Genomic DNA, 20,470 nt, shown 5'->3' on the forward strand with positions numbered 1-20,470 from the left:
CACTCACAATGCGGAGTATGAAATGCCGAAGATGAAAACCAACCGAGGTGCTGCAAAGCGCTTCAAAAAGACTGGCTCGGGTCGCTTCAAGTGCAAGCACAACCACCTGCGTCACATCCTGACCAAGAAGAGCAGCAAGCGTAAGCGTCAGCTGGGACCGAAATTCATGGTTTCTGCTGCCGACCACAAACGTGTTGTCGCTTGTCTGCCGTACGCATAAGGGGGGATGTGAAAAATGCCAAGAGTTAAACGTGGTGTGACTGCTCGAGCTCGTCACAAGAAAGTAATGAAAGCCGCCAAAGGTTACTACGGCGCCCGTTCCCGTGTTTACCGCGTAGCGGTACAAGCGGTAACCAAAGCTGGTCAGTATGCCTACCGTGACCGTCGCCAGAAAAAGCGTCAGTTCCGTCAGCTGTGGATTGCGCGTATCAACGCTGCAGCCCGTCAGAACGGTCTGTCCTACAGCCGTCTGATCAACGGTCTGAAGAAGGCTTCTATCGAGATCGATCGCAAGATCCTGTCCGATATCGCCGTTCACGACAAAATGGCTTTCACCGCCCTGGTTGAAAAAGCTAAAGCAGCTCTGGTTTAATCCAGTCCTGTTATAAACGCTAAAAGGAGGCTCAGGCCTCCTTTTTTGTATCTGTCATTCACGGTTTTACATCACTTTTTCCTTTCTCCCGCCCACGTTCTGTCCACTGTTTTACACGCGCTACAGATTTCTCCACACAAGGTGATATGTGCGAGATGACTTGTTCTACAAATGGTTCATATGCCAACAAACTAGATGCTTGTTCCACTATTTCAAGAGTGGCTGTGAGCCGATGAGACTCGCTTGATATAACAAAATGATTTGTAGGGAGAAAAGCCCACCTTAACTATGGTCAGCGAAGGGGCTTTTTTTGTATTATTCCCCTCTTGACCTTATTTAGCCTAAAGGCTCCTGTACCGGGAGTGGTGACGAGGAAGACATGCAACAGCTTGAAGAAGTAGTCGGCCAAGCCAGAGCCGAAATTGAGGGCGTGAGCGATATCGCTACCCTCGACGAAATCCGGGTCAAATATCTGGGTAAAAAGGGCTTTTTTACCGAGCAGATGAAGGGCCTGGGTGCCTTGTCTGCCGAAGAGCGTCCCGCCGCGGGCGCCGTGATCAACCAGGCCAAACAGCAGGTTCAGGATGCCCTGAACGAGCGTCGTGAAGCGCTCGAAGTCGCTGTGCTGAACCAGAAGCTGGCCGCCGAGACCATCGACGTCAGCCTGCCGGGCCGCCGCATTGAGAATGGCGGTCTGCACCCGGTAACCCGCACCATCGAACGCATCGAGCGCCTGTTTGGTGAGATGGGCTTCAAGGTGGCCCGTGGTCCCGAGATTGAAGATGGCTTCCACAACTTCGATGCGCTGAATATTCCGGCTCACCACCCGGCGCGTACCGATCACGATACCTTCTACTTCAATCCTGATCTGATGCTGCGTACCCACACCTCCGGTGTGCAGATCCGCACCATGCAGCAGCAACAGCCGCCGATCCGCATCATTGCACCGGGCCGCGTCTATCGTAACGACTACGACATGACCCACACCCCGATGTTCCATCAGGTTGAAGGTCTGCTGGTTGACGAGCATGCCAGCTTTACCGAGCTGAAGGGCATTCTGCACGACTTCCTGCGCAACTACTTCGAGGAAGACCTGACCATTCGCTTCCGTCCTTCCTATTTCCCGTTCACCGAGCCGAGTGCCGAAGTAGACGTGATGGGCAAGAACGGCAAGTGGCTGGAAGTGTTGGGCTGCGGCATGGTGCACCCGAACGTACTGCGTTCGGTTGGTATCGATCCGGAAAAATACTCCGGCTTTGCCTTCGGCATGGGCGTTGAGCGCCTGACCATGCTGCGTTACGGGGTCAACGACCTGCGTGCCTTCTTCGAAAACGACCTGCGCTTCCTCAAGCAGTTCAAGTAAGGGCGAGAGAACATGAAATTCAGTAAATCCTGGGTGATGGAGTGGGTCCGCACCGAGTTGAGTGACAATGCACTGGCCGAGCAGATCACCATGGCCGGTCTGGAAGTGGACGCCGTGGAAGCGGTGGCTGGCCAGTTCAACAATGTGGTGGTGGGTGAAGTGGTCGAGTGCGCCCAGCATCCTGACGCCGACAAGTTGCGGGTGACCAAGGTCAACGTAGGCGAGGCCGAGCTGCTGGACATCGTCTGCGGTGCGCCGAACTGCCGTCAGGGCTTGAAAGTGTGCGTGGCCAAAGTAGGGGCGACCCTGCCGGGTGATTTCACTATCAAGAAAGCCAAACTGCGCGGCCAGCCGTCCCACGGCATGCTCTGCTCTTTCAGTGAGCTGGGTATCGACGTCGAAGCCGATGGCATCATCGAGCTGCCGGCCGATGCCCCCATCGGTACCGATATTCGCGAATACCTCGCGCTCAACGATGTCAGCATCGACGTGGATTTGACCCCGAACCGTGCCGATTGCCTCGGTATCGCCGGTCTCGCCCGTGAGATTGGCGTGCTCAACAGCGTGGACGTGGTCGAGCCGACCTGGGCGCCAGCTGTTGCCACAATTGATGCAACTTTCCCGATCCGGGTTGAAGCAACCGCCGATTGCCCCCGTTATCTGGGTCGCGTCATCAAGGGGCTGAACCTGCAGGCACAGAGCCCGCTCTGGATGCAAGAGAAGCTGCGTCGTGGCGGCATTCGTTCCATCGACGCCATTGTCGATATCACCAACTACCTGCTGCTGGAATATGGCCAGCCGATGCACGCCTTCGATCTGGCTACCCTGGAAGGGGAACTGGTGGTGCGTCGTGCCCACGCTGATGAGCCGATGATCCTGCTCGACGGCAACGAAGTGAAGCTCAAAGAGACTACTTTGGTGATTGCCGATACCAAAGGCCCTGCCTGCATGGCCGGTATCTTCGGTGGCAATCGCACCGGTGTTTCCGAGACCACTACCGACATCCTGCTGGAGTGCGCCTTCTTCGCACCGCTCTCCATCACCGGTCGTGCCCGCGCCTACGGTCTGCACACCGACTCCTCCCACCGCTTCGAGCGCGGGGTCGATCCCGAGCTGCAAGCCAAGGTGATGGATCGTGCCACCCGTTTGCTGCTGGATATCTGTGGCGGCGAAGCCGGTCCGGTCATCGAGGTCAAATCCGATGCCCATCTGCCGAAAGCGGCACCCATCCGCTTGCGTCGTAGCAAGCTCGACAAGGTGATCGGTATCAGCGTGGCTGATGCTCAGGTGGTCGAGATCCTGACTCGCCTCGGCATGCTGGTCACTGTGGATGCTGACGGTTGGACTGCGCTCGCGCCCTCCTGGCGTTTCGATATCGCCATCGAGGAAGACCTCATCGAGGAAGTGGCCCGCATCTACGGCTACAACAACATCCCGAACCTGAAACCCGCCGCCTCTCTGGCGATGGTTGAGCAGGCAGAAGGGCAGGTGACCCTGAAGCGCGTGCGTGACCTGCTGGTTGACCGCGGTTTCCAGGAAGCGATCACCTACAGCTTCGTCGATCCCAAGACCCAGCAAACCCTGTTCCCGCAGAGCGATGCCATCGTGCTGCCGAACCCGATCTCGGTCGAGATGTCCGCCATGCGCGTCTCTCTGTTCCCGGGTCTGGTACAGGCGGTGGTTTATAACCAGAATCGTCAGCAGCCGCGCGTGCGTCTGTTCGAGCAGGGTCTGCGTTTCATCAAGGAAGAAAGCGCCGAGAACGGCATCCGTCAGGAGCCGATGCTGGCCGGTATCATCACTGGCAACCAGAGCGACGAGCACTGGGACATCAAAACCCGCGCAGCCGACTTCTTTGATTTGAAAGGGGATCTGGAAGCAGTGTTGGACTTGACCGCCGAAGGGGCCACCTTTACCTTCGAGCGTACCGAGCACAGCGCCCTGCACCCGGGCCAGAGCGCAGCGATCCTGCGTAATGGCGAGGTGATCGGCCACATCGGCGTGATCCACCCGAGCCTCGAGAAGAAGCTGGGCCTCAAGAGCCGCGCGGCGATGTTTGAACTGGAGCTGGACAAGCTGACCCCGGCCAAGGTGCCGGTGGCTGCCGAAGTTTCCAAGTTCCCGGCGAACCGTCGCGACATCGCCGTCGTGGTCGATCGTCAGGTTCTGGCAGGTGATGTGCTTGCGGTAATTAAAAAAGTTGGCGGAAATCAGGTAGTTGGAATAAACTTGTTTGACGTATACCAGGGTGCTGGTATGGCAGAGGACAAGAAGAGCCTGGCCATCAGTCTTGTATTGCAAGATACCCAGCGCACCCTGGAGGAGAAAGAGATTGCCGAGACCGTAGACAATGTCGTGCGGGCCCTCGGTGAAGAGTTGAATGCATCCTTGAGGGATTGATCTATGGCGCTTACCAAAGCCGACATTGCAGAGCACCTGTTCACCCAACTCGGGATGAGCAAGCGTGAAGCCAAAGATATGGTGGAAGCCTTCTTTGAGGAAATCCGACAGGCGCTAGAGCGTGGTGAACAAGTCAAGATTTCAGGCTTCGGTAACTTTGACCTTCGTGAGAAGAATCAGCGTCCCGGACGTAACCCCAAGACGGGCGAGGATATTCCTATCAGCGCCCGTCGCGTGGTGACCTTCCGGCCTGGCCAGAAGCTCAAGGCCAGGGTAGAAAATGTTGAACCCAACGAGTGATAAAAAGCCAGGCAGATGCCTGGCTTTTGTTTTCAGATGACAAAAATTCCCCTTCTGCTTCTGACCACAGTGCTGGTCATGCCGTTGCAAGCCAAGCCGCCGCAGTCCACGAGATTGCAGACCACAGTGCTGCCGCTGGCACCGGCGACCCAGGCCTATGTCGACTCCATCACCCAGCTGGAGATCTGTTATCCCGCCACCCTTCCGCCCCCTTATTTGTTAGCGGGGGGAGGTCTGCTCAAGGATCGGATCGCCAAGCTGGCCGCCGTGCTGCCAGTCCCGCTCAAGGTACACGAACTGCCCGACTGGCAAGCGGTGCGCGATGCGCTGCTGCGAGGCCACTGCGACATAGTCCCTCATGTCGGTCCGATCTCGACCGTGTTGCCCGATATGCTGGTCAGCCGGGCGATGATGGAGACGGATGCCGCCATTCTCTACCGTGGTGATCTCGAACATGCGACCTTTCTGGTTCCGGCTGCTACTAGCTCCGGCAGGATGCTCAGGGCGCTCTACCCGAATGCGGTGATCAGGCAACTGCCGAAGGGGGAAGATCTCTATTCGGCGCTGGAGAGCGGCAAAGGGAATGCCTATCTGGGTGACTACCTGCAATTGCGTTATCTGATGCGCGAATTTCCCGCCGATGGCTTGCGACTGCGCCGGTTGCTGGGGGATGAGCGGGTGGTCAGTTATCGCTTGATGATGCGTGGCGAACCGGAGCTGGCTCGCCTGATCGATACCGCTATCCGCTACATGCCTGCCGGCAGCCTCTATGCCGATCTGGGTCGCTATCTCGATCAGGGATCGCTCTATGTCAACCAGTTGCACTTCAGCGATACCGAACAGGCCTGGCTCTCTGGCCGGGGGCGCACCGTCCGTCTGGTGGTCAATCCCGAGTTGATGCCCTATAGCGGCGTCAATGAGCTGGGGGAGGCGAAAGGGTGGAGTGCGGATGTGCTGCGCTGGGTCACCCAGGAGACCGGCCTGAAATACCAGTTGGTGGCTGCCGCCAGCAAGGCCGAGGCGATAGAAAAGCTGCGCCGCGGTGAGGCGGATATGATGGCCGGTTTGCCGGAATCCCCGGCACTGACGGACGAATTCATCTTTAGCCGGACGATCTCCATCAACCGGTTTGCCTTGATCAGCAAGCGCAAGGTGGTTGCCGATCACATCACCCAGCTCAAGCGCCAGCGCATTCTGGTGCCGGAGTCCCTCTACGATCCCTCCCTGCTCGCCCTGCTCGGTGATCAGGAGTGGCTTCGCACCGACAGCCTCGAGCAGGGGCTGGCGGCGATCAAACAGGGCAAGGCTGACGCCATGCTGAGCGAGCTTTATCAGCTGCAATATCCCCAGCGCACCAATCTGCTGGAAGGTCTCGATATCGAGGAGCTGGAGGATCGTTTCGGCCTGGGTTTTGCCATCAACAAAGACCAAACCGAGCTGGCCGGGGTGATGGATCGCAACCTGATGGCCCTGACCAGCACCCAGATCGATGAGCTGAACCAGCGTTGGCGCCGCTTGCTCGTCGTGCAGCAGCCCGGCGTGAGCTATGCCGCCTGGTTTGGATCCATCGCCATGGCACTGCTGATCAGCGGTATCGTCATCGGCGGGATCTGGCGCTCTCGCCAGCAACTGGCTCGGGAGGTAGCCCAGCGTCACGCCGCCGAGAAGGCGCTGGCCATCGAGAGCGAGTTGCGGGAAACCATGTTTCAGGCGCTGCCGGTGCCCGTCTATCTGCGCAACAGTGAGGGCAAGGTGATCAAATCCAACAAGCAGGGGCGACGTCTGGCCCTGCGCTACTCGCAGCAGCTGATGTTGCCGCCGGTACAGCCCCAGAAGAGTGAAGGGGAGTTGGTGCTGGGGGAGCAGGTCTTCGCCTATGCCCAGCATCCACTGCGGCTGGACAAGCAGGCGCCCGCCACCGATCTCATCGCCCTGTCGGATATCAGCGTGCTGCGTGAGCAGGCCCGTTTCCTGCGTCAGGCAGAGCGCCGTCTGCGCGCCCTGACCAATACCGTGCCCGGCGTGGTGCTGCAGTTTATGTTCGAGCGGGGGCGGGTGGGGGCCATCGATTTTATCAGCCGCGGCTGTTACGAGCTGCTGGGGCTGGCGAGCCAGCAGATCCGCCGTGAGCCGAAACGGGTGCTCGCTATGCTGGAGCGCGAGGATCGCAGCCGGGTGCGGCGCGAGATGTTCGCCATGTTGCAGGCAGGCAAACCCTTCGCGTTCACCCTGCGTTACCACCATCCCACCAAGGGCGTGCGCTGGTTGCAGCTCTATGGCCGTGGCCGCAGTCAGCCGCAGGGGTGGCGGATCTATGCGGTGATGCAGGATGCCACCGCCCGGGTCGAGCAGGATCAGGCACTGCAACAATCTCATGAGCAGGCGCAGCAGGCGGTGCAGGCCAAGGGCCGTTTTCTGGCCGCCATCAGTCACGAGATCCGCACGCCGATGAATGCCATTCTCGGCCTGCTTGAGTGGTTGGCCACGACGCCGTTGTCACAGGAACAAGGGTCTGCACTGGCACGGGTACGGCAGGCGGGGGACGAGTTGCTCGGCCTGCTCAACGATGTGCTCGATTTTAGCCGCAATGAAAGCCGTCAACTCTCCCTCTCGCCCCAGCCTACCGATTTTGCCGAGCTGTGCGAGCACGTGGCGGCGGTGCACTGGACCAAGGCGCGGGCCAAGGGATTGCAACTGCGCTTGCAGCTGGATCCGGCGCTGCCTGCCTTGCAGACCCTCGACCCTCACCGGGTACGGCAAGTGCTTCACAATCTGCTCTCCAATGCCATCAAGTTCAGCCAGCGTGGGGAGGTGGTGCTGTGGGCCGAGCTGGCAGACGCGACCCTGCGCTTCGGGGTCGATGATCAGGGACCGGGGATCACCGCCAGGATGCGCCCCACGCTTTTTATGCCGTTCGAGCAGTTTGCCGTTGAAGGACAGCTGCGGGCACCAGGCACCGGCCTTGGTCTGGCGATCTGCAAGCAGCTGATCGAGCAGATGGGCGGCCTTATCGATGTCGAGGGGCGCGTCGGTGGCGGCAGCCGCTTCTTCTGCGAGTTACCCCTCAAACGGGTGGCGCAGGAGCCGGAGTGGCAGCCCAGGGTGCGGCAGCTGGCGCTCTCTTTACCTCACGATGAGGCAGAGGCCCTTTCGCCCTGGCTCAGCCGGTTGGGGATCGCCACCGCCAGCAACGCCGTGGATACGCTGCAAGCAGAGGTGGACGAACAGGGGCTCTACTATTGGGCCTGGCAGGGGGAGTCCTGGGTACCCGGCACCATCATTACCCTGCTGCAACCGCGATTAACCCCTGAACAGCCGGTCGCCGGTACCCAGCCCGGGCTAGGCATGCGGGTCCTGTTGGTGGAAGATCACGATGTCAATCGCGAGCTGATCAGCCTGCAACTGGGGCAACTCGGTGCCAGCGTTATCACTGCCGCCAACGGGCAGTTGGCGCTGGATCTGCTGGCGCAGCACGAGGTGGACTTTGTGCTGACCGATCTGCAGATGCCGGTGATGAACGGGGCCGAGCTGTGCAGAGCGTTGCGCCAATCTGACCGTTGGGCCCGTCTGCCGGTTTATGTGATCACCGCGGATCTCAGCGAACAGGCTGCCAATGAGCTGCAATCCTGTGGTTGCGATGGTCATCTGGACAAGCCGGTCGCCCTCAAGGAGCTGGCGACTTTGCTGCGTCATATTGCCAGAGCAGGGAGCAATGCCGTCGCCCCGACACCGGTTGTCTCGCTGCTGACCGATGAACTGGCCGCCCTGTATCTGAAGGCGACCCGTGATGATTTGGCCGAACTTGATCGCTGTTGCGCAGAAGAAGATGCAGTTGGCGTGAATGCTGCTTTACACAAGTTGAAGGGGGCCGCCAGAATGGTAGGGGCGACTGCGTTGGTGGCGGTCATTGAAGAGTGGCTTGCAGCGCCCCATCCGGCGCTGCAAGCCAGATTGAACCGGGCATTGGATGAGTTCAGCCAGCAGTTTTCAAAGAGGGCTCAAGATGATCATCACTGATGAAGAATTACTGGCGTTGCTCGATGCAGAAGAGCACGAGGCGGCAGGATTTTGCCCCATCGTGCTCTATGCCCTTGATGGCGTCTCTCATGCACTGGCCAGCGCCACGACACTACCCTCCTATGTGACGTTGCACCGCACCCAACCGGATGCCTGCTGGCAGTGGGAAGGGTTGTTTGCGGCCGGCGCCATCGCACTTTACGATCCCGCCGCTCATCAGCAGGCAGACTATTTTCCCCAAATGCAGTCGCATCAGGGCATTTATGCCATCGGCGAGGATTGGTTGGGAGGGCTCGCGGCCAGTTACCGTGACTGGTGCTGCTGGCTGGCGGCCAACAAGATAGTGCTGCTCGAGGATCACCCGTTTCAGGGGATGCAACTGCAGCAAACCATCGCCGCGCTGGGGCTATCTTGCCAGTGGGTACAGGATGAGGCTGCCTGTCTTGCCGCATTGGCGGCGGGCGATACTCGCCTGCTGGTGTGCGATCTCAGTCTGGTGGAGCAGGATGCCATCAGTCTGCTGATGAGTCAGCCCAGGTTGCAGCAAGAGGGGTTGCCCATCGTGCTGCTCTCCGCCCATGAGCAGACGCTGATCGACGGTGCCCGTCGCCTGCTGCACGATGCCGGTTTCAATATTCTGGCTGCGCTTGCCAAGCCCCTCGACTGCGATGCGTTGCTCAGGTTGCTGCGCCGACTCTATCTGGGGCCGTTGCGTCAGCAGCGCTTGAGTGGCCAGCGCCGCACGATTCGTAGCTGGCAGGGGGAGGTGCAAGGCCAGCTTGGTCTGCTCTCCAGCCCCGCGACTCCACATCCGGTCTGGCTGGCGGTGACGGGCTTGCCCAGCCGCTGGGATGCCCTCAAGGAGTGGCTGGCGGAGCAGTCGCGTGCGCCATCCGAATTGACCTTGCTGATCCACCGGCGTGATCACCTGCTCGGCAATGCCGATCGCTTCGCATTGGTGCTGCAAGCCAGTCTGGCGGGGAGCAAGCTGGCGCTGCTGCTCGACAACAGCCAGCATCTGCCATTCGATCTGCTGGAGCGTCTGCCGCTGCAAGCCTTGCTGCTGGGGCAGGGGATCCTGCCGGAGATGGAGTCCCTGACCGGTGACGCCCTGCTGGGACGCTTTATGGCCCGGGTCAAGGAGCTGGGGATCGCCGTCTATCTGGATGACCCTTACAACCTGCTCGATGTCGACCTGTGGCGAGAGCGCGGTATGACGGGGCGCTGGTAAGCCATGGCGCGCTACCTCTGCTGGCCCATGCATCGGGAGCGCCTTGGCAAAGGGCTGGAGGGCTGGCCCCATCCAGAATCTCGGGCCGCGCTGCCACTGGCGATGAATGTTGCTGAGGTACCTTGCCTGCTGCGCGAGCTGCATGGTGTGGCGCCTGCCCGCATGCTGGCCGCTTACGATGCACTGAGTGAAGAGAGCATCTATCTGCGCTTTATGCGCCCGAAACGGACGCCGCTACCGGAACAGGTCGCGCAATTTCTCAATTACCATCCCGAACATCAGATCTCGCTGCTGCTCACCGATCTCGCCGGTGAGCCACTGGCGCAGGCGCAATCGATCCGCCGCCGTCTTCATCCCGATCGGGCGGAGTTTTCCTGCATCGTGGCGGATCACTTTCAGCACAAGGGGGCGGGGCGGCGCATTCTGCTGGCGCTGGCGTTGCTGGCCAGGGCGGACGGGATCCGCGAGTGGACGGCGGAAGTGCTGGCCCAGAATCGTCCCATGCTGACTCTGCTCAAGCGCCTTGGCTTGCCGCTGACCCTGGTGACCGGGCGGGAGATGGTCTTTGTCAGGCTGGATCTGTCGGTACTGGATGGCTGGTTGTCAGTGCCGTCAGCGGCGCCGCTTAAGACCAAGGGCGAATAGTGACACTTTTTTCCCTGTGCTAAGGTCACATTTATTGTGCGGGGATAGACGGAGCAGCTTATGGCGCAGTCATATAAACATATCGTGATCCTGACCGGTGCGGGGATATCGGCGGAATCCGGCATCAAGACCTTTCGTGCCTGCGACGGTTTGTGGGAAGAGCACAGGGTCGAGGATGTAGCGACCCCCGAGGGGTATGCTCGGGATCCCGATCTGGTGCTGCGCTTTTACAACTCTCGCCGCAAACAGCTGCAACAGCCCCAGGTTCACCCCAATCCGGCACACTATGCGCTGGCCCGCCTCGAGCGGCTGCTGCCCGGCACGGTCACCCTGGTGACCCAGAACATCGACAATCTGCACGAGAGCGCGGGCAGCAAGAACCTCATTCATATGCACGGCGAGCTGCTCAAGGCCCGCTGCCCCGAGTCCGGTCAGGTGATCGAGTGGCGCGGCGATCTCCATCAGGACGAGCTCTGCTCCTGCTGCCAGTTTCCCCAGCCGATGCGCCCCAATGTGGTCTGGTTTGGCGAGATGCCGCTCGGGCTGGATCGGATCTACAGCGCGCTGGCCCAGTGCGATCTCTTTATCTCCATCGGCACCTCGGGGGCTGTCTATCCGGCCGCCGGGTTTGTCCATGAGGCGGGCCTCAACGGTGCGCACACCATCGAGCTCAATCTTGAGCCGAGCGAGGTGGGTAGCCAGTTTGACGAGAAGCGCTATGGCCCCGCCTCTCTGCTGGTGCCCGCCTATGTCGATGAGTTGCTGGAGGCGTGCGGCATCCATCAGCCCCGGCAGGTCGAGGGGCACAACTGGATGGAGATGCGTGAACGCTAGCCATCCGGAATAGTGGAAAAGCAAAAGGCGACTCGGGGAGTCGCCTTTTTGTTGTGTGGTGATTTTGTTTTTCGCTGCGTTTTTTGTACGGTATCGGTTGCCCGTTACGATTGCGCGGGCAGGGGGGCGCAGGATTGTCTGATCACCAGATCCGGGTCGACGGTGATCAGGTGATTCTCCACCGCCTCGCCGTTGATCCGCGCCAGCAGGCGGGTGACGGCCAGCCGTCCCAGCTCCTCTTTGGGCTGGTTGACGGTAGTGAGCGGCGGCGAGAGGTATTGCGCCAGCGCCACGTTGTCGTAGCCGACGATGGAGAGATCCCGCGGTATCACAATGCCCGCCTGATGAGCGGCACTGATGGCTCCCATCGCCATCATGTCGTTGCAGACAAAGAGGGCGGTGGGGCGCGAAGGGAGTGCCAGCAGCCGCTCCATGGCGGCAAAGCCGCTGGCGCAATCAAAGTCTCCCTCCTGGATCCACTCCGGATTGATCGTGAGCCTCGCCTCCTGCAATGCCTGCTCAAAGCCAGCTTGGCGCTGGTTGGCGGGGGCGCGACTCTGGGGGCCGGTGATGCAGCCGATAGCGGTATGGCCCAGCTCAATCAGATGGCGCGTCGCCAGATAACCGCCGTGGAAGGAGTTGTCGGCGATTAGATCCACATCCTCGCTGACCAGCCCCCAATCCATCACCACCACTGGCAGGCTCTTGAGCCAGTCGAGCTGGTTGAACACCTCTTGTTGCCCCTCGCTACACATGATCAGCAGGCCATCGACCCGCTTGCGCAGCATCATCTTGAGGTAGGAGAGCGCCGTCTCTGCCTGCCCCTCGGTGTTGCCCAGCATCAGGTTGTAGCCCTGCTCGAAACAGTAGCGCTCCACCCCGCGCACCACTTCGGCAAAGAAGGGGTTGCTGGAGGTGGTGACCAGCATGCCGATACTGTTGGTCTCCTTCACCTTGAGGCTGCGGGCCACCAGGCTCGGGGCGTAGTTCAGATCACGCATGGCGGCGAAGACCCGCTCGCGGGTCTCCTCTGCCACGAAGCGGGTCTCGTTGATGACATGGGAGACGGTGGTGGTAGAGACCCCCGCCAGCGCCGCCACCTCCTTGATATTGGCCATCAGTGCCCCTGCGCACTCTGCTCAAGCAGGAAGGCGTCAACCTCCTCCTTGCTCGGGATGGAGCTCTGGGCGCCAAACCGGGTGACAGAGAGCGCCGCTGCGCCGTGGGCAAAGCGCACTGCGCCGTTGAAGTCGGCCCCGGCCAGCTCGGCGGCCAGCAGGGCGCCGTTGAAGGTATCGCCAGCAGCTGTGGTGTCGACCGCTTTCACCCGAAAACCCGGGATCAGCTGTTGCTGCTTTGCGTTGCTGCAATAGACCCCCTGGGAGCCCAGGGTGATCATCACATCCGCAATGCCCATCTGGTGGAAGCGGGCGGCCGCCTCGCGGGCGCTGGCTTCGTCGGTGACGTTGACGCCGGTCAGCAGTTCCGCTTCGGTCTGGTTGGGGGTGATGAGATCCACCAGCGCCAACAGCTCGGCGGAGAGCGGACGGGCGGGGGCGGGGTTGAGCACTACCCGGGTGCCGTGGGCACGGGCCAAACGGGCCGCCTCGAACACGCTTTCGAGCGGCACTTCCAGCTGCAACAGCAGGGTGTGGGCGTCGGCGATCATCGCTTCGTGGTTTTTCACCACGGCAGGGGTGATGGCACCGTTGGCTTCGGCGGAGATGCCGATGCTGTTCTCCCCCTCATCGCTGACATAGATGATGGCGATACCGGTGGGCAGGGTGTCGTCGAGTTCGACGGCGCTCACGTCGATGCCATCTTTGGCAAAGCCGGTTTTCATCTGGTGGCCGATGGCGTCATCACCGATACGGGCGATAAAGGATACCGGGGCGCCGAGACGGGCGGCGGCGACCGCCTGATTGGCCCCCTTGCCACCCGGGACTACCTGATAGCTGTGACCGGTCAGGGTTTCACCCGGGCGAGGAAAGTGGGGAACGCGCAGCACATGGTCTGCATTGACACTGCCCAGAACGACGAGACGTTTCATGTTGACTACTCCTGATGCATCTTGGCTTGAACACAATAACTGAGTGAGCTCAAGCCGGGAGGCACCGCGACTGAGGGGAAAAAGGGGAGGCGAGCCTCCCCCTTGTGCACTTATTTGCTGACTACTTGCAGCGGAACCGGAATGGATTTCTCGACCGGCTGACCTTTCAGCACCTTGTCGGCAGTCTCGACGCCGATGGTACCGATCAGGGCAGGTTGCTGGGCCACGGTGGCGGCCAGTTTACCCTTGGCAACGGCGGCTTTGCCATCGTCAGTGCCGTCGAAACCGACGATCATCACCTCTTTACCGGCAGCCTGCACCGCGCGGATGGCACCCAGCGCCATCTCGTCGTTCTGGGCGAACACGGCCTGTACGGTCGGGTGGGCCGCCAGCAGGTTTTCCATGACGTTCAGACCCTTGGTGCGGTCAAAGTCGGCAGGCTGGGAAGCCAGTACCTGCAGCTTGTTGGCTGCCACGGCCAGGGCAAAACCTTCGCCACGGTCGCGGGCGGCGGAGGTACCGGCAATCCATTCCAGCTGGATCACCTTGGCACCGGTACCCAGTTTTTCGGTGATGAAGTCACCGGCCAGCTTGCCGCCCGCCACGTTATCGGAGGCGATGTGGGCTTTCACCTCGCCTTGCGCGGCGCCGCGGTCCAGGGTCAGTACCGGAATGTTGGCGCGGTTTGCCAGACGGATGGCGTTGCCGACTGCTTCGGAGTCGGTTGGGTTGATCAGGATGGCGCCGACCTTGCGCACGGTGAGATCTTCCATGTTGGAGAGCTCTTTGGCCGGGTCATTCTGGGAATCCAGTACCACCAGCTCGTAACCAAGCTCCTTGGCTTTGGCTTCGGCCCCCTCTTTCATGGTGACGAAGAAGGGGTTGTTGAGGGTGGAGACCACCATCGCCAGGGTTTGATCGGCGGCCTGGGCAGTGCCCAGCACGGACATGATGGCGGCAGCGAGCAGGGTATTGAGCTTTTTCATCATTTCATTCCTTGTGTGTGGCTTGTCTTATTAACGGTTGCTTTTGTTATCGATCATCACGGCAAGCAAGATCACGCTGGCCTTGGCGATCATCTGGTAATAGGACGATACGTCGAGCAGGTTGAGGGCATTGTTGAGAAAACCGATGATCAAGGCACCTATCAGGGTGCCCATGATGCGGCCCTTGCCGCCCATCAGGCTGGTTCCGCCCAGCACCACCGCAGCGATGGCATCCAGCTCGTAACCCATGCCCGCCGTCGGCTGGGCAGAGGAGAGGCGAGAGGTAACGATAAGCCCAGCCAGCGCCGAGAGTGCGCCGCACAGACCATACACCGCCAGCTTCACCCGATCCACATTGATGCCGGAGAGGCGGGTGGCAGACTCGTTACCGCCCAGCGCGTAGATGTAGCGACCGAGACGGGTGTGGTTGAGCATGAACCAGGCGAGCAGGAAGACGATGGCCATCAGCCAGATGGGTACCGGCAGACCGAACAGGTAACCGGTACCGAGCCAGGCGAAGTGATCGGCGCCGTCACTGAAACCGGTGGAGATGGGGCGACCCTCGGTATAGACCATGGTGATGCCGCGCAGGGCGGTCATGGTGACCAGGGTGGCGATGAACGCTTGCACCTTGCCCTTGGCAATGATGAGGCCGCTGACGCCGCCCAGCAGGGCACCGGCACCCAGAGTGAGGGGCACCACCAGCCAGATGGGCAGCTCCATGGCGACCATGGTCGCGGCCAGCGCGCCGCACAGGGCCAATACCGAGCCGACCGACAGATCGATACCGGCGGTAAGGATAACCAACGTCATACCGACCGCCATGATGGCGTTGACCGAGGTCTGGCGCAGGATGTTGAGCAGGTTGTCGGCGGTGAAGAAGTTGGGGCTCAGAAAGGAGACCACACCAATCAGGACCAGCAGCGCGACCAGGGATTTGTTCTCGATCCACCACGCCTTGCTCATGACGCCACGGCGGGAAAGGGTTTGGGTTGTCATTGGGATGCCTCTTGCTCTGCTTGCCACTGTTTACCGACTGCCGCCGCCATCAGCTTCTCCTGATTGGCGTCGCGGGTGTTGAACTCTGCGCTGATGCGCCCTTCGTGCATCACCATGATGCGATCACTCATGCCGAGTACTTCCGGCATCTCGGAGGAGACCAGAATGATGCTCATCCCCTCCTTCTTGAACTGGTTGATCAGCTGATAAATTTCCTTTTTCGCCCCCACATCGACGCCGCGGGTCGGCTCGTCGAGGATCAGCACCTTGGGCCGGGTCAGCAGTCCCTTGGCGATGGCCACCTTCTGCTGGTTGCCACCGGAGAGGAGCTTGATCAGCTGATCCTGACTCGGGGTCTTGATGTTGAACAGGCGCACATAGTCGCTCACTGCCTGTCGCTCGGCCTTGCCGTCAATCTTGCCGTTGCTGATGAACTCGTCGAGGGCGCACAGACTCATGTTTTCGCGCACCGACAGCTCCAGCACCAGCCCATCGCCTTTGCGATCTTCGGAGATATAGGCGATGCCTGCGGCCAGACCATCGGCCGGGCTGCGTGGGACCAGCGCATGACCGTCCACTTCCACTTCACCGGCGCTGATGGGGCTGGCGCCATAGATAAGTTTCATCAGCTCGGTGCGGCCGGAACCCATCAGGCCGCTAAAGCCCAGAATTTCACCCTGACGCAGGGAGAAACTCACCCCGCGCACGCCGGGACCGGCCAGATCTTTCACCTGCAGGCTGACGGGGCCGAGCTCGCGCTCAAGGCGCGGGTACTGCTCTTCCAGCCGCCGACCCACCATCATCTCGATGATCTTGTCTTCGTCCAGATCGCTTACCGCCTTCTCGCCGATCCACTTGCCGTCGCGCAGCACAGTGACCCGATCGCAGATCTGGAAGATCTCCTTGAGGCGGTGGGAGATATAGACGATGCCGCAACCCTGTTGGCGCAGCTCGCGGATCACCACAAACAGCTGCTCGGTCTCGGTGTCGGTCAGCGCGTCGGTGGGTTCGTCCATGATGATGACGCTGGCATCGAACGACAGCGCCTTGGCGATTTCCACCATCTGCTGTTCGCCGATGGAGAGATCCCCGAGCCGGGTATCCGGGCCATGCTTGACGCCAAGTCGTGCCAGCAGACCGCTGGCCCGCTCACGCAACTGTTGGTGATCGATGCTGCCAAAACGGGTGCGGGGTTCGCGACCGAGGAAGATGTTGGCGGCAATCGACAACTCCGGCAGCAGGTTCAGCTCCTGGTGGATGATGCTGATCCCCTGATCCTGGGAGTCGCGGGGGCCCTTGAAGTGGACTGGCTGGCCGCGGTAGCTGACGCTGCCCGCATCGGCCTGATAGATACCGGTCAGCACCTTCATCAGAGTGGATTTGCCGGCGCCATTTTCACCGAGCAGGGCCATCACCTGGCCCGGATAGACCCGCAGACCCGCTTCGTCGAGGGCGCGCACACCGGGGAAGGTCTTGACGATCCCGGTCAGCTCCAGAATGGGTGAGAGGGGGGAGGTTGTGCTCATTTGCAGCGTCCTTGAAGAGGCTTAAAACGCCACACCGGCGCAGAGAATAATATTAGCGTAGGGGGTTACCTCGCCGCTGCGCACGATGGCCTTGCTCTGGCGGGAGCGGGTTTTGAACTCCTCGTGCAGGCAGTATTCGATAGTGATGGGCTTGCCCTGGGCGGCTGCGTGGGCCTCAAGCTGATCAACCAGCGCCTGATGGGCGGCGGGGCTGATCTGCTTGATCTCGCTTGCCATGATCACCTTCTCCACTACCAGATCGGTGAGCAGGGCGGTCAGTACGGTTGCAAGGCTGGGCGTCCCCGCCATCAGCGCCAGATCGATCCGCTCCGGACCTACCGGAATGGGCAAGCCTGCATCGCAGACGGTGATCTCGTCGGTGTGGCCCATCTGTGCCACCAGAGCACTCAGGGGAGCATTGAGCAGTACGCCTCGTTTCATACAGCACCTCATCAGGCCTTGGCCCGTCAATCTGTGAACCGCTAGGCAACCGGTTACGCAACCGGTTGCGTGATGGATTAAAGGTAGGCCATCTACCGGAAAACAGCCACGGCAAAACAGCAAAATTGTGAAAACGATCTCAAAGGTGGGAGAAGAAGTGCAGGGGAGGAGGCAGGAAGGGTGTCAGCAGAGCCCTGACACCCGGCTTTATTGATTTTATGGTTAGTTGGCCAGCGCCTTGGCGACCGCCGGACGGGTCAGCATGCGCTGATAATGATCGGCAACCTTGGGGAATTCACTGATCTCGACCCCATCGCTTTTCAGCCAGCCCGCGACCACGAACAGGTAGATATCCGCCACGCTGAACTGCTCGCCGAGTACCCAGGGGCCTGCCAGATAGTGCTGCTCAATCTGGGCAAAGCCATCGCGCATATTGCTGGCGACTTTCTGCTGCATGGCGGCAATGGCCTGCTCGTCATCGGCCCAGCGGCTGCCACGGCGACCGTGGGCATGGGAGACATGCACGGTGGAGGCGAGGAAGCTGTTGACCTCCTGCATGCGGGCCAGCAGGAACGGATTGTCCAGCGGCGCCAGCTTGGCATCGGGGAAGCGCTGCGCCACATAGAGCAGCAGGGCGGGGGTCTCGGTCAGGGTGCCCTGCTCGGTGACAAGGGCAGGCACCCGCCCTTTGGGGTTGATGGCAAGATATGCAGGATCACGCTGCTCCCCTGCGGCGAGGTTGACGAGACGGGGTTGGAACGAGGCATTTGCTTCCAGCAGGGCAATCTGCACGGCCATGGCACAGGTGCCGGGAGCGAAATAGAGGGTCAGATCGGACATGAATACTCCTGATTGGCTCAGGCCACCCGCGATACTTGCGAAACCTTGCTTCGTGGAGCACCACGGGCAGTCATGAAAAAAGAGAGGGGCAACACTTGCCCCCCCAACCAATCTACACCCCTAAGGGGTGATGAAAAAGTGCAGAATTAATCGGCTTTGTTCGCTTTGTTCGCTTTGTTCGCTTTGTTCGCTTTGTCATTTGTCCACACCTTAAACGAATCTGTTGGTTCTGAAGGCGCTTGGGATGTCACCATGACCTTGGTTGCCTCTATCCAGCACTGTCTATATGTCACAAATTTCAATAAAAGTCAGAGAATTGATAGCCTTTCTTACATTAATCCAGTCACATTTGATACCATGCGTATATAAATGTTTAGCTTTTAGGAGATAATGTGGATCCAATCACAAGCGTTGGGGCTGGCCTTGCAGTAATAGGATCTAAGGACCTGCTCATTAAAATTCTTGGTCCAACAGCAGATTATGTAGGAGGGGAAATACAAGGTCTTGTGGAAAAGTGTAATATTAACCTAGATAATATTTTTATCAAGGCCAACAAGAAACTTGGGGCAAGAGCAGAAGAGGATGGGGTCGTCAGCCCTCGTGTGCTTAAACATGTTCTTGACGAAGGGCGTTTTTGTGATAATGAACTGACAGCTGAATATTATGCTGGGGTGTTGGCCGCATCTAAAAGTAAAAGCAAGAATGATGATCGTGGGGTTTCATTCTTGAAGCAGCTTGAGTCAATGTCCTCGTATCAGATTAGGTTTCATTACATAATTTATTGTTCTGTACACAACTCGTTTAAAGACACTGGATTAAATCCAGGAGATGGAAATGATTGTGCAAAAATGAAATTATATTTTCCTTTCAATGTCTTGTGTGAATTAATGGGTGTTGAAGAAAATTCAGAAGGTTGGGACATAATAACTCACTCAGTGCTTGGATTATATAAGTTGGGTTTAGTCGATACTTATATGTATGGAGGGCAAGATCATATAATCAAATCATTTAGCGATGCAAAAGAACCGGGGTTTATTGTTACGCCGAATTTGGCAGGAGCTGAACTTCTTTTGTGGGGGGCTGGCCTTCATGGTCATACCGGGCATGAACTTTTGAAAATCGATATTGATTTGGAAAGTGACCTTGTTATACCCTGACTCTTATACACAAGTAGCGCCCTGAACGGAACCTTTCCCGTTTTCCAGGATCTGATCTTCCATGTGACCTCCTAACATGGTAACGATCATGACAACTTCTGCTCTTCATCGTGCGGCTGACTGGGCCAAATCTGTTTTCTCTTCGGCGGCGCTGGGTGATCCTCGCCGTACCACCCGTCTGGTTAACGTCGCCGCTCAATTGGCAAAATGTTCTGGAAAATCAATAACCATCTCATCAGAGGGCTGTGAAGCCATGCAGGAAGGCGCTTACCGATTTATCCGCAACCCCAACGTCTCTGCCGAGGCGATCAGAAAGGCTGGCGCCATGCAAACAGTCAAGTTGGCTCAGGAGTTTCCCGAACTGCTGGCCATTGAGGACACCACTTCTTTGAGTTATCGCCACCAGGTCGCCGAAGAGCTTGGCAAGCTGGGTGCTATTGGAGATAAATCCCGCGGATGGTGGGTTCACTCCGTTCTCTTGCTCGAGGCCACTACATTCCGCACCGTAGGATTACTGCATCAGGAGTGGTGGATGCGCCCGGATGACCCTGCCGATGCGGATGAAAAGGAGAGTGGCAAATGGCTGGCTGCGGCCGCAACTAGCCGGTTACGCATGGGCAGCATGATGAGCAACGTGATTGCGGTCTGTGACCGCGAAGCCGATATTCATGCTTATCTGCAGGACAAACTGGCGCATAACGAGCGCTTCGTGGTGCGCTCCAAGCACCCACGCAAGGACGTAGAGTCTGGGTTGTATCTGTACGACCATCTGAAGAACCAACCGGAGTTGGGTGGCTATCAGATCAGCATTCCGCAAAAGGGCGTGGTGGATAAACGCGGTAAACGTAAAAATCGACCAGCCCGCAAGGCGAGCTTGAGCCTGCGCAGTGGGCGCATCACGCTAAAACAGGGGAATATCACGCTCAACGCGGTGCTGGCCGAGGAGATTAACCCGCCCAAGGGTGAGACCCCGTTGAAATGGTTGTTGCTGACCAGCGAACCGGTCGAGTCGCTAGCCCAAGCCTTGCGGGTCATCGACATATACACCCATCGCTGGCGGATCGAGGAGTTCCATAAGGCATGGAAAAC

General features: G+C 59.3%; 18 protein-coding genes. 11 read left to right on the forward strand and 7 right to left on the reverse strand.

All coding sequences use genetic code 11. The features are described 5' to 3' along the window. The first annotated feature begins 22 nt into the window (after positions 1-22). The 9 genes from rpmI to cobB all read left to right on the forward strand — a co-directional run bounded on the left by rpmI (position 23) and on the right by cobB (position 11,382). Positions 23-220, forward strand: a complete 198-nt coding sequence (rpmI, locus tag OKC27_RS18495) for a 50S ribosomal protein L35 (protein ID WP_005336688.1) — start codon at positions 23-25, stop codon at positions 218-220. Positions 221-235: 15 nt separating this feature from the next. Then, positions 236-592, forward strand: coding sequence for a 50S ribosomal protein L20 (gene rplT, locus OKC27_RS18500; RefSeq protein WP_005336687.1), 357 nt, complete (start codon positions 236-238; stop codon positions 590-592). Between the two features lie 379 nt (positions 593-971). Next, positions 972-1,955, forward strand: coding sequence for a phenylalanine--tRNA ligase subunit alpha (gene pheS / locus OKC27_RS18505; protein ID WP_005351972.1), 984 nt, complete (start codon positions 972-974; stop codon positions 1,953-1,955). 12 nt (positions 1,956-1,967) lie between these two features. Next, entirely contained in the window at positions 1,968-4,355 is a 2,388-nt protein-coding gene (pheT, locus tag OKC27_RS18510) for a phenylalanine--tRNA ligase subunit beta (protein WP_270694129.1), read from the forward strand. Positions 4,356-4,358: 3 nt separating this feature from the next. After that, the gene (gene ihfA / locus OKC27_RS18515) at positions 4,359-4,655 is read left to right on the forward strand and encodes an integration host factor subunit alpha (protein WP_005300715.1); all 297 of its coding nucleotides are present in this window, start codon (positions 4,359-4,361) and stop codon (positions 4,653-4,655) included. A gap of 15 nt (positions 4,656-4,670) precedes the next feature. Further along, on the forward strand, positions 4,671-8,672 hold the full coding sequence (locus tag OKC27_RS18520) for a response regulator (protein WP_270694127.1): 4,002 nt from the start codon (positions 4,671-4,673) through the stop codon (positions 8,670-8,672). After that, positions 8,659-9,903, forward strand: coding sequence for a response regulator (locus OKC27_RS18525; RefSeq protein WP_270694125.1), 1,245 nt, complete (start codon positions 8,659-8,661; stop codon positions 9,901-9,903). The genes OKC27_RS18520 and OKC27_RS18525 overlap by 14 nt, the downstream gene beginning before the upstream one ends. 3 nt (positions 9,904-9,906) lie before the next feature. Beyond that, complete coding sequence (locus OKC27_RS18530) at positions 9,907-10,548, forward strand: GNAT family N-acetyltransferase (RefSeq protein ID WP_270694124.1); 642 nt, start codon at positions 9,907-9,909, stop codon at positions 10,546-10,548. A gap of 60 nt (positions 10,549-10,608) precedes the next feature. Next, entirely contained in the window at positions 10,609-11,382 is a 774-nt protein-coding gene (gene cobB, locus OKC27_RS18535; RefSeq protein ID WP_270806577.1) for a Sir2 family NAD+-dependent deacetylase, read from the forward strand. 104 nt (positions 11,383-11,486) lie between these two features. On the opposite strand, the gene OKC27_RS18540 is transcribed toward cobB, so the two are convergent. The 7 genes from OKC27_RS18540 to OKC27_RS18570 all read right to left on the reverse strand — a co-directional run bounded on the left by OKC27_RS18540 (position 11,487) and on the right by OKC27_RS18570 (position 18,224). Next, positions 11,487-12,500 carry a substrate-binding domain-containing protein gene (locus tag OKC27_RS18540; RefSeq protein WP_270806578.1) on the reverse strand — a complete coding sequence of 338 codons (1,014 nt, stop codon included), beginning with the start codon at positions 12,498-12,500 and terminating at the stop codon, positions 11,487-11,489. Beyond that, the gene (gene rbsK / locus OKC27_RS18545; RefSeq protein ID WP_270806579.1) at positions 12,500-13,432 is read right to left on the reverse strand and encodes a ribokinase; all 933 of its coding nucleotides are present in this window, start codon (positions 13,430-13,432) and stop codon (positions 12,500-12,502) included. Before rbsK ends, OKC27_RS18540 begins: the two co-directional genes overlap by 1 nt. A 110-nt stretch (positions 13,433-13,542) precedes the next feature. Beyond that, positions 13,543-14,418 (reverse strand): ribose ABC transporter substrate-binding protein RbsB, encoded by an 876-nt coding sequence (gene rbsB, locus OKC27_RS18550; protein WP_270806580.1) that lies wholly within the window; start codon positions 14,416-14,418, stop codon positions 13,543-13,545. 30 nt (positions 14,419-14,448) lie between these two features. Next, positions 14,449-15,417 (reverse strand): ribose ABC transporter permease, encoded by a 969-nt coding sequence (gene rbsC, locus OKC27_RS18555; RefSeq protein WP_005336670.1) that lies wholly within the window; start codon positions 15,415-15,417, stop codon positions 14,449-14,451. Then, positions 15,414-16,943: a ribose ABC transporter ATP-binding protein RbsA gene (gene rbsA, locus OKC27_RS18560; protein ID WP_270806581.1), complete on the reverse strand. Its 1,530-nt coding sequence runs from the start codon at positions 16,941-16,943 to the stop codon at positions 15,414-15,416. Before rbsA ends, rbsC begins: the two co-directional genes overlap by 4 nt. A gap of 21 nt (positions 16,944-16,964) precedes the next feature. After that, the gene (gene rbsD / locus OKC27_RS18565; RefSeq protein ID WP_270806582.1) at positions 16,965-17,384 is read right to left on the reverse strand and encodes a D-ribose pyranase; all 420 of its coding nucleotides are present in this window, start codon (positions 17,382-17,384) and stop codon (positions 16,965-16,967) included. A 222-nt stretch (positions 17,385-17,606) separates the two neighbouring features. Beyond that, positions 17,607-18,224, reverse strand: coding sequence for a glutathione S-transferase family protein (locus OKC27_RS18570; protein WP_270806583.1), 618 nt, complete (start codon positions 18,222-18,224; stop codon positions 17,607-17,609). Between the two features lie 392 nt (positions 18,225-18,616). Between OKC27_RS18570 and OKC27_RS18575 the strand changes: the two genes are divergently transcribed. Together OKC27_RS18575 and OKC27_RS18580 are read left to right on the forward strand one after the other, a co-directional pair. Further along, on the forward strand, positions 18,617-19,381 hold the full coding sequence (locus OKC27_RS18575; RefSeq protein ID WP_270806584.1) for a hypothetical protein: 765 nt from the start codon (positions 18,617-18,619) through the stop codon (positions 19,379-19,381). Positions 19,382-19,469: 88 nt separating this feature from the next. Continuing rightward, on the forward strand, positions 19,470-20,470 hold a 1,001-nt coding region (locus tag OKC27_RS18580; RefSeq protein WP_270806585.1), incomplete at its 3' end, for an IS4-like element ISAeme22 family transposase.

Source organism: Aeromonas sp. QDB62 (assembly GCF_027705695.1).
In the GTDB taxonomy this organism is placed as follows: domain Bacteria; phylum Pseudomonadota; class Gammaproteobacteria; order Enterobacterales; family Aeromonadaceae; genus Aeromonas; species Aeromonas allosaccharophila.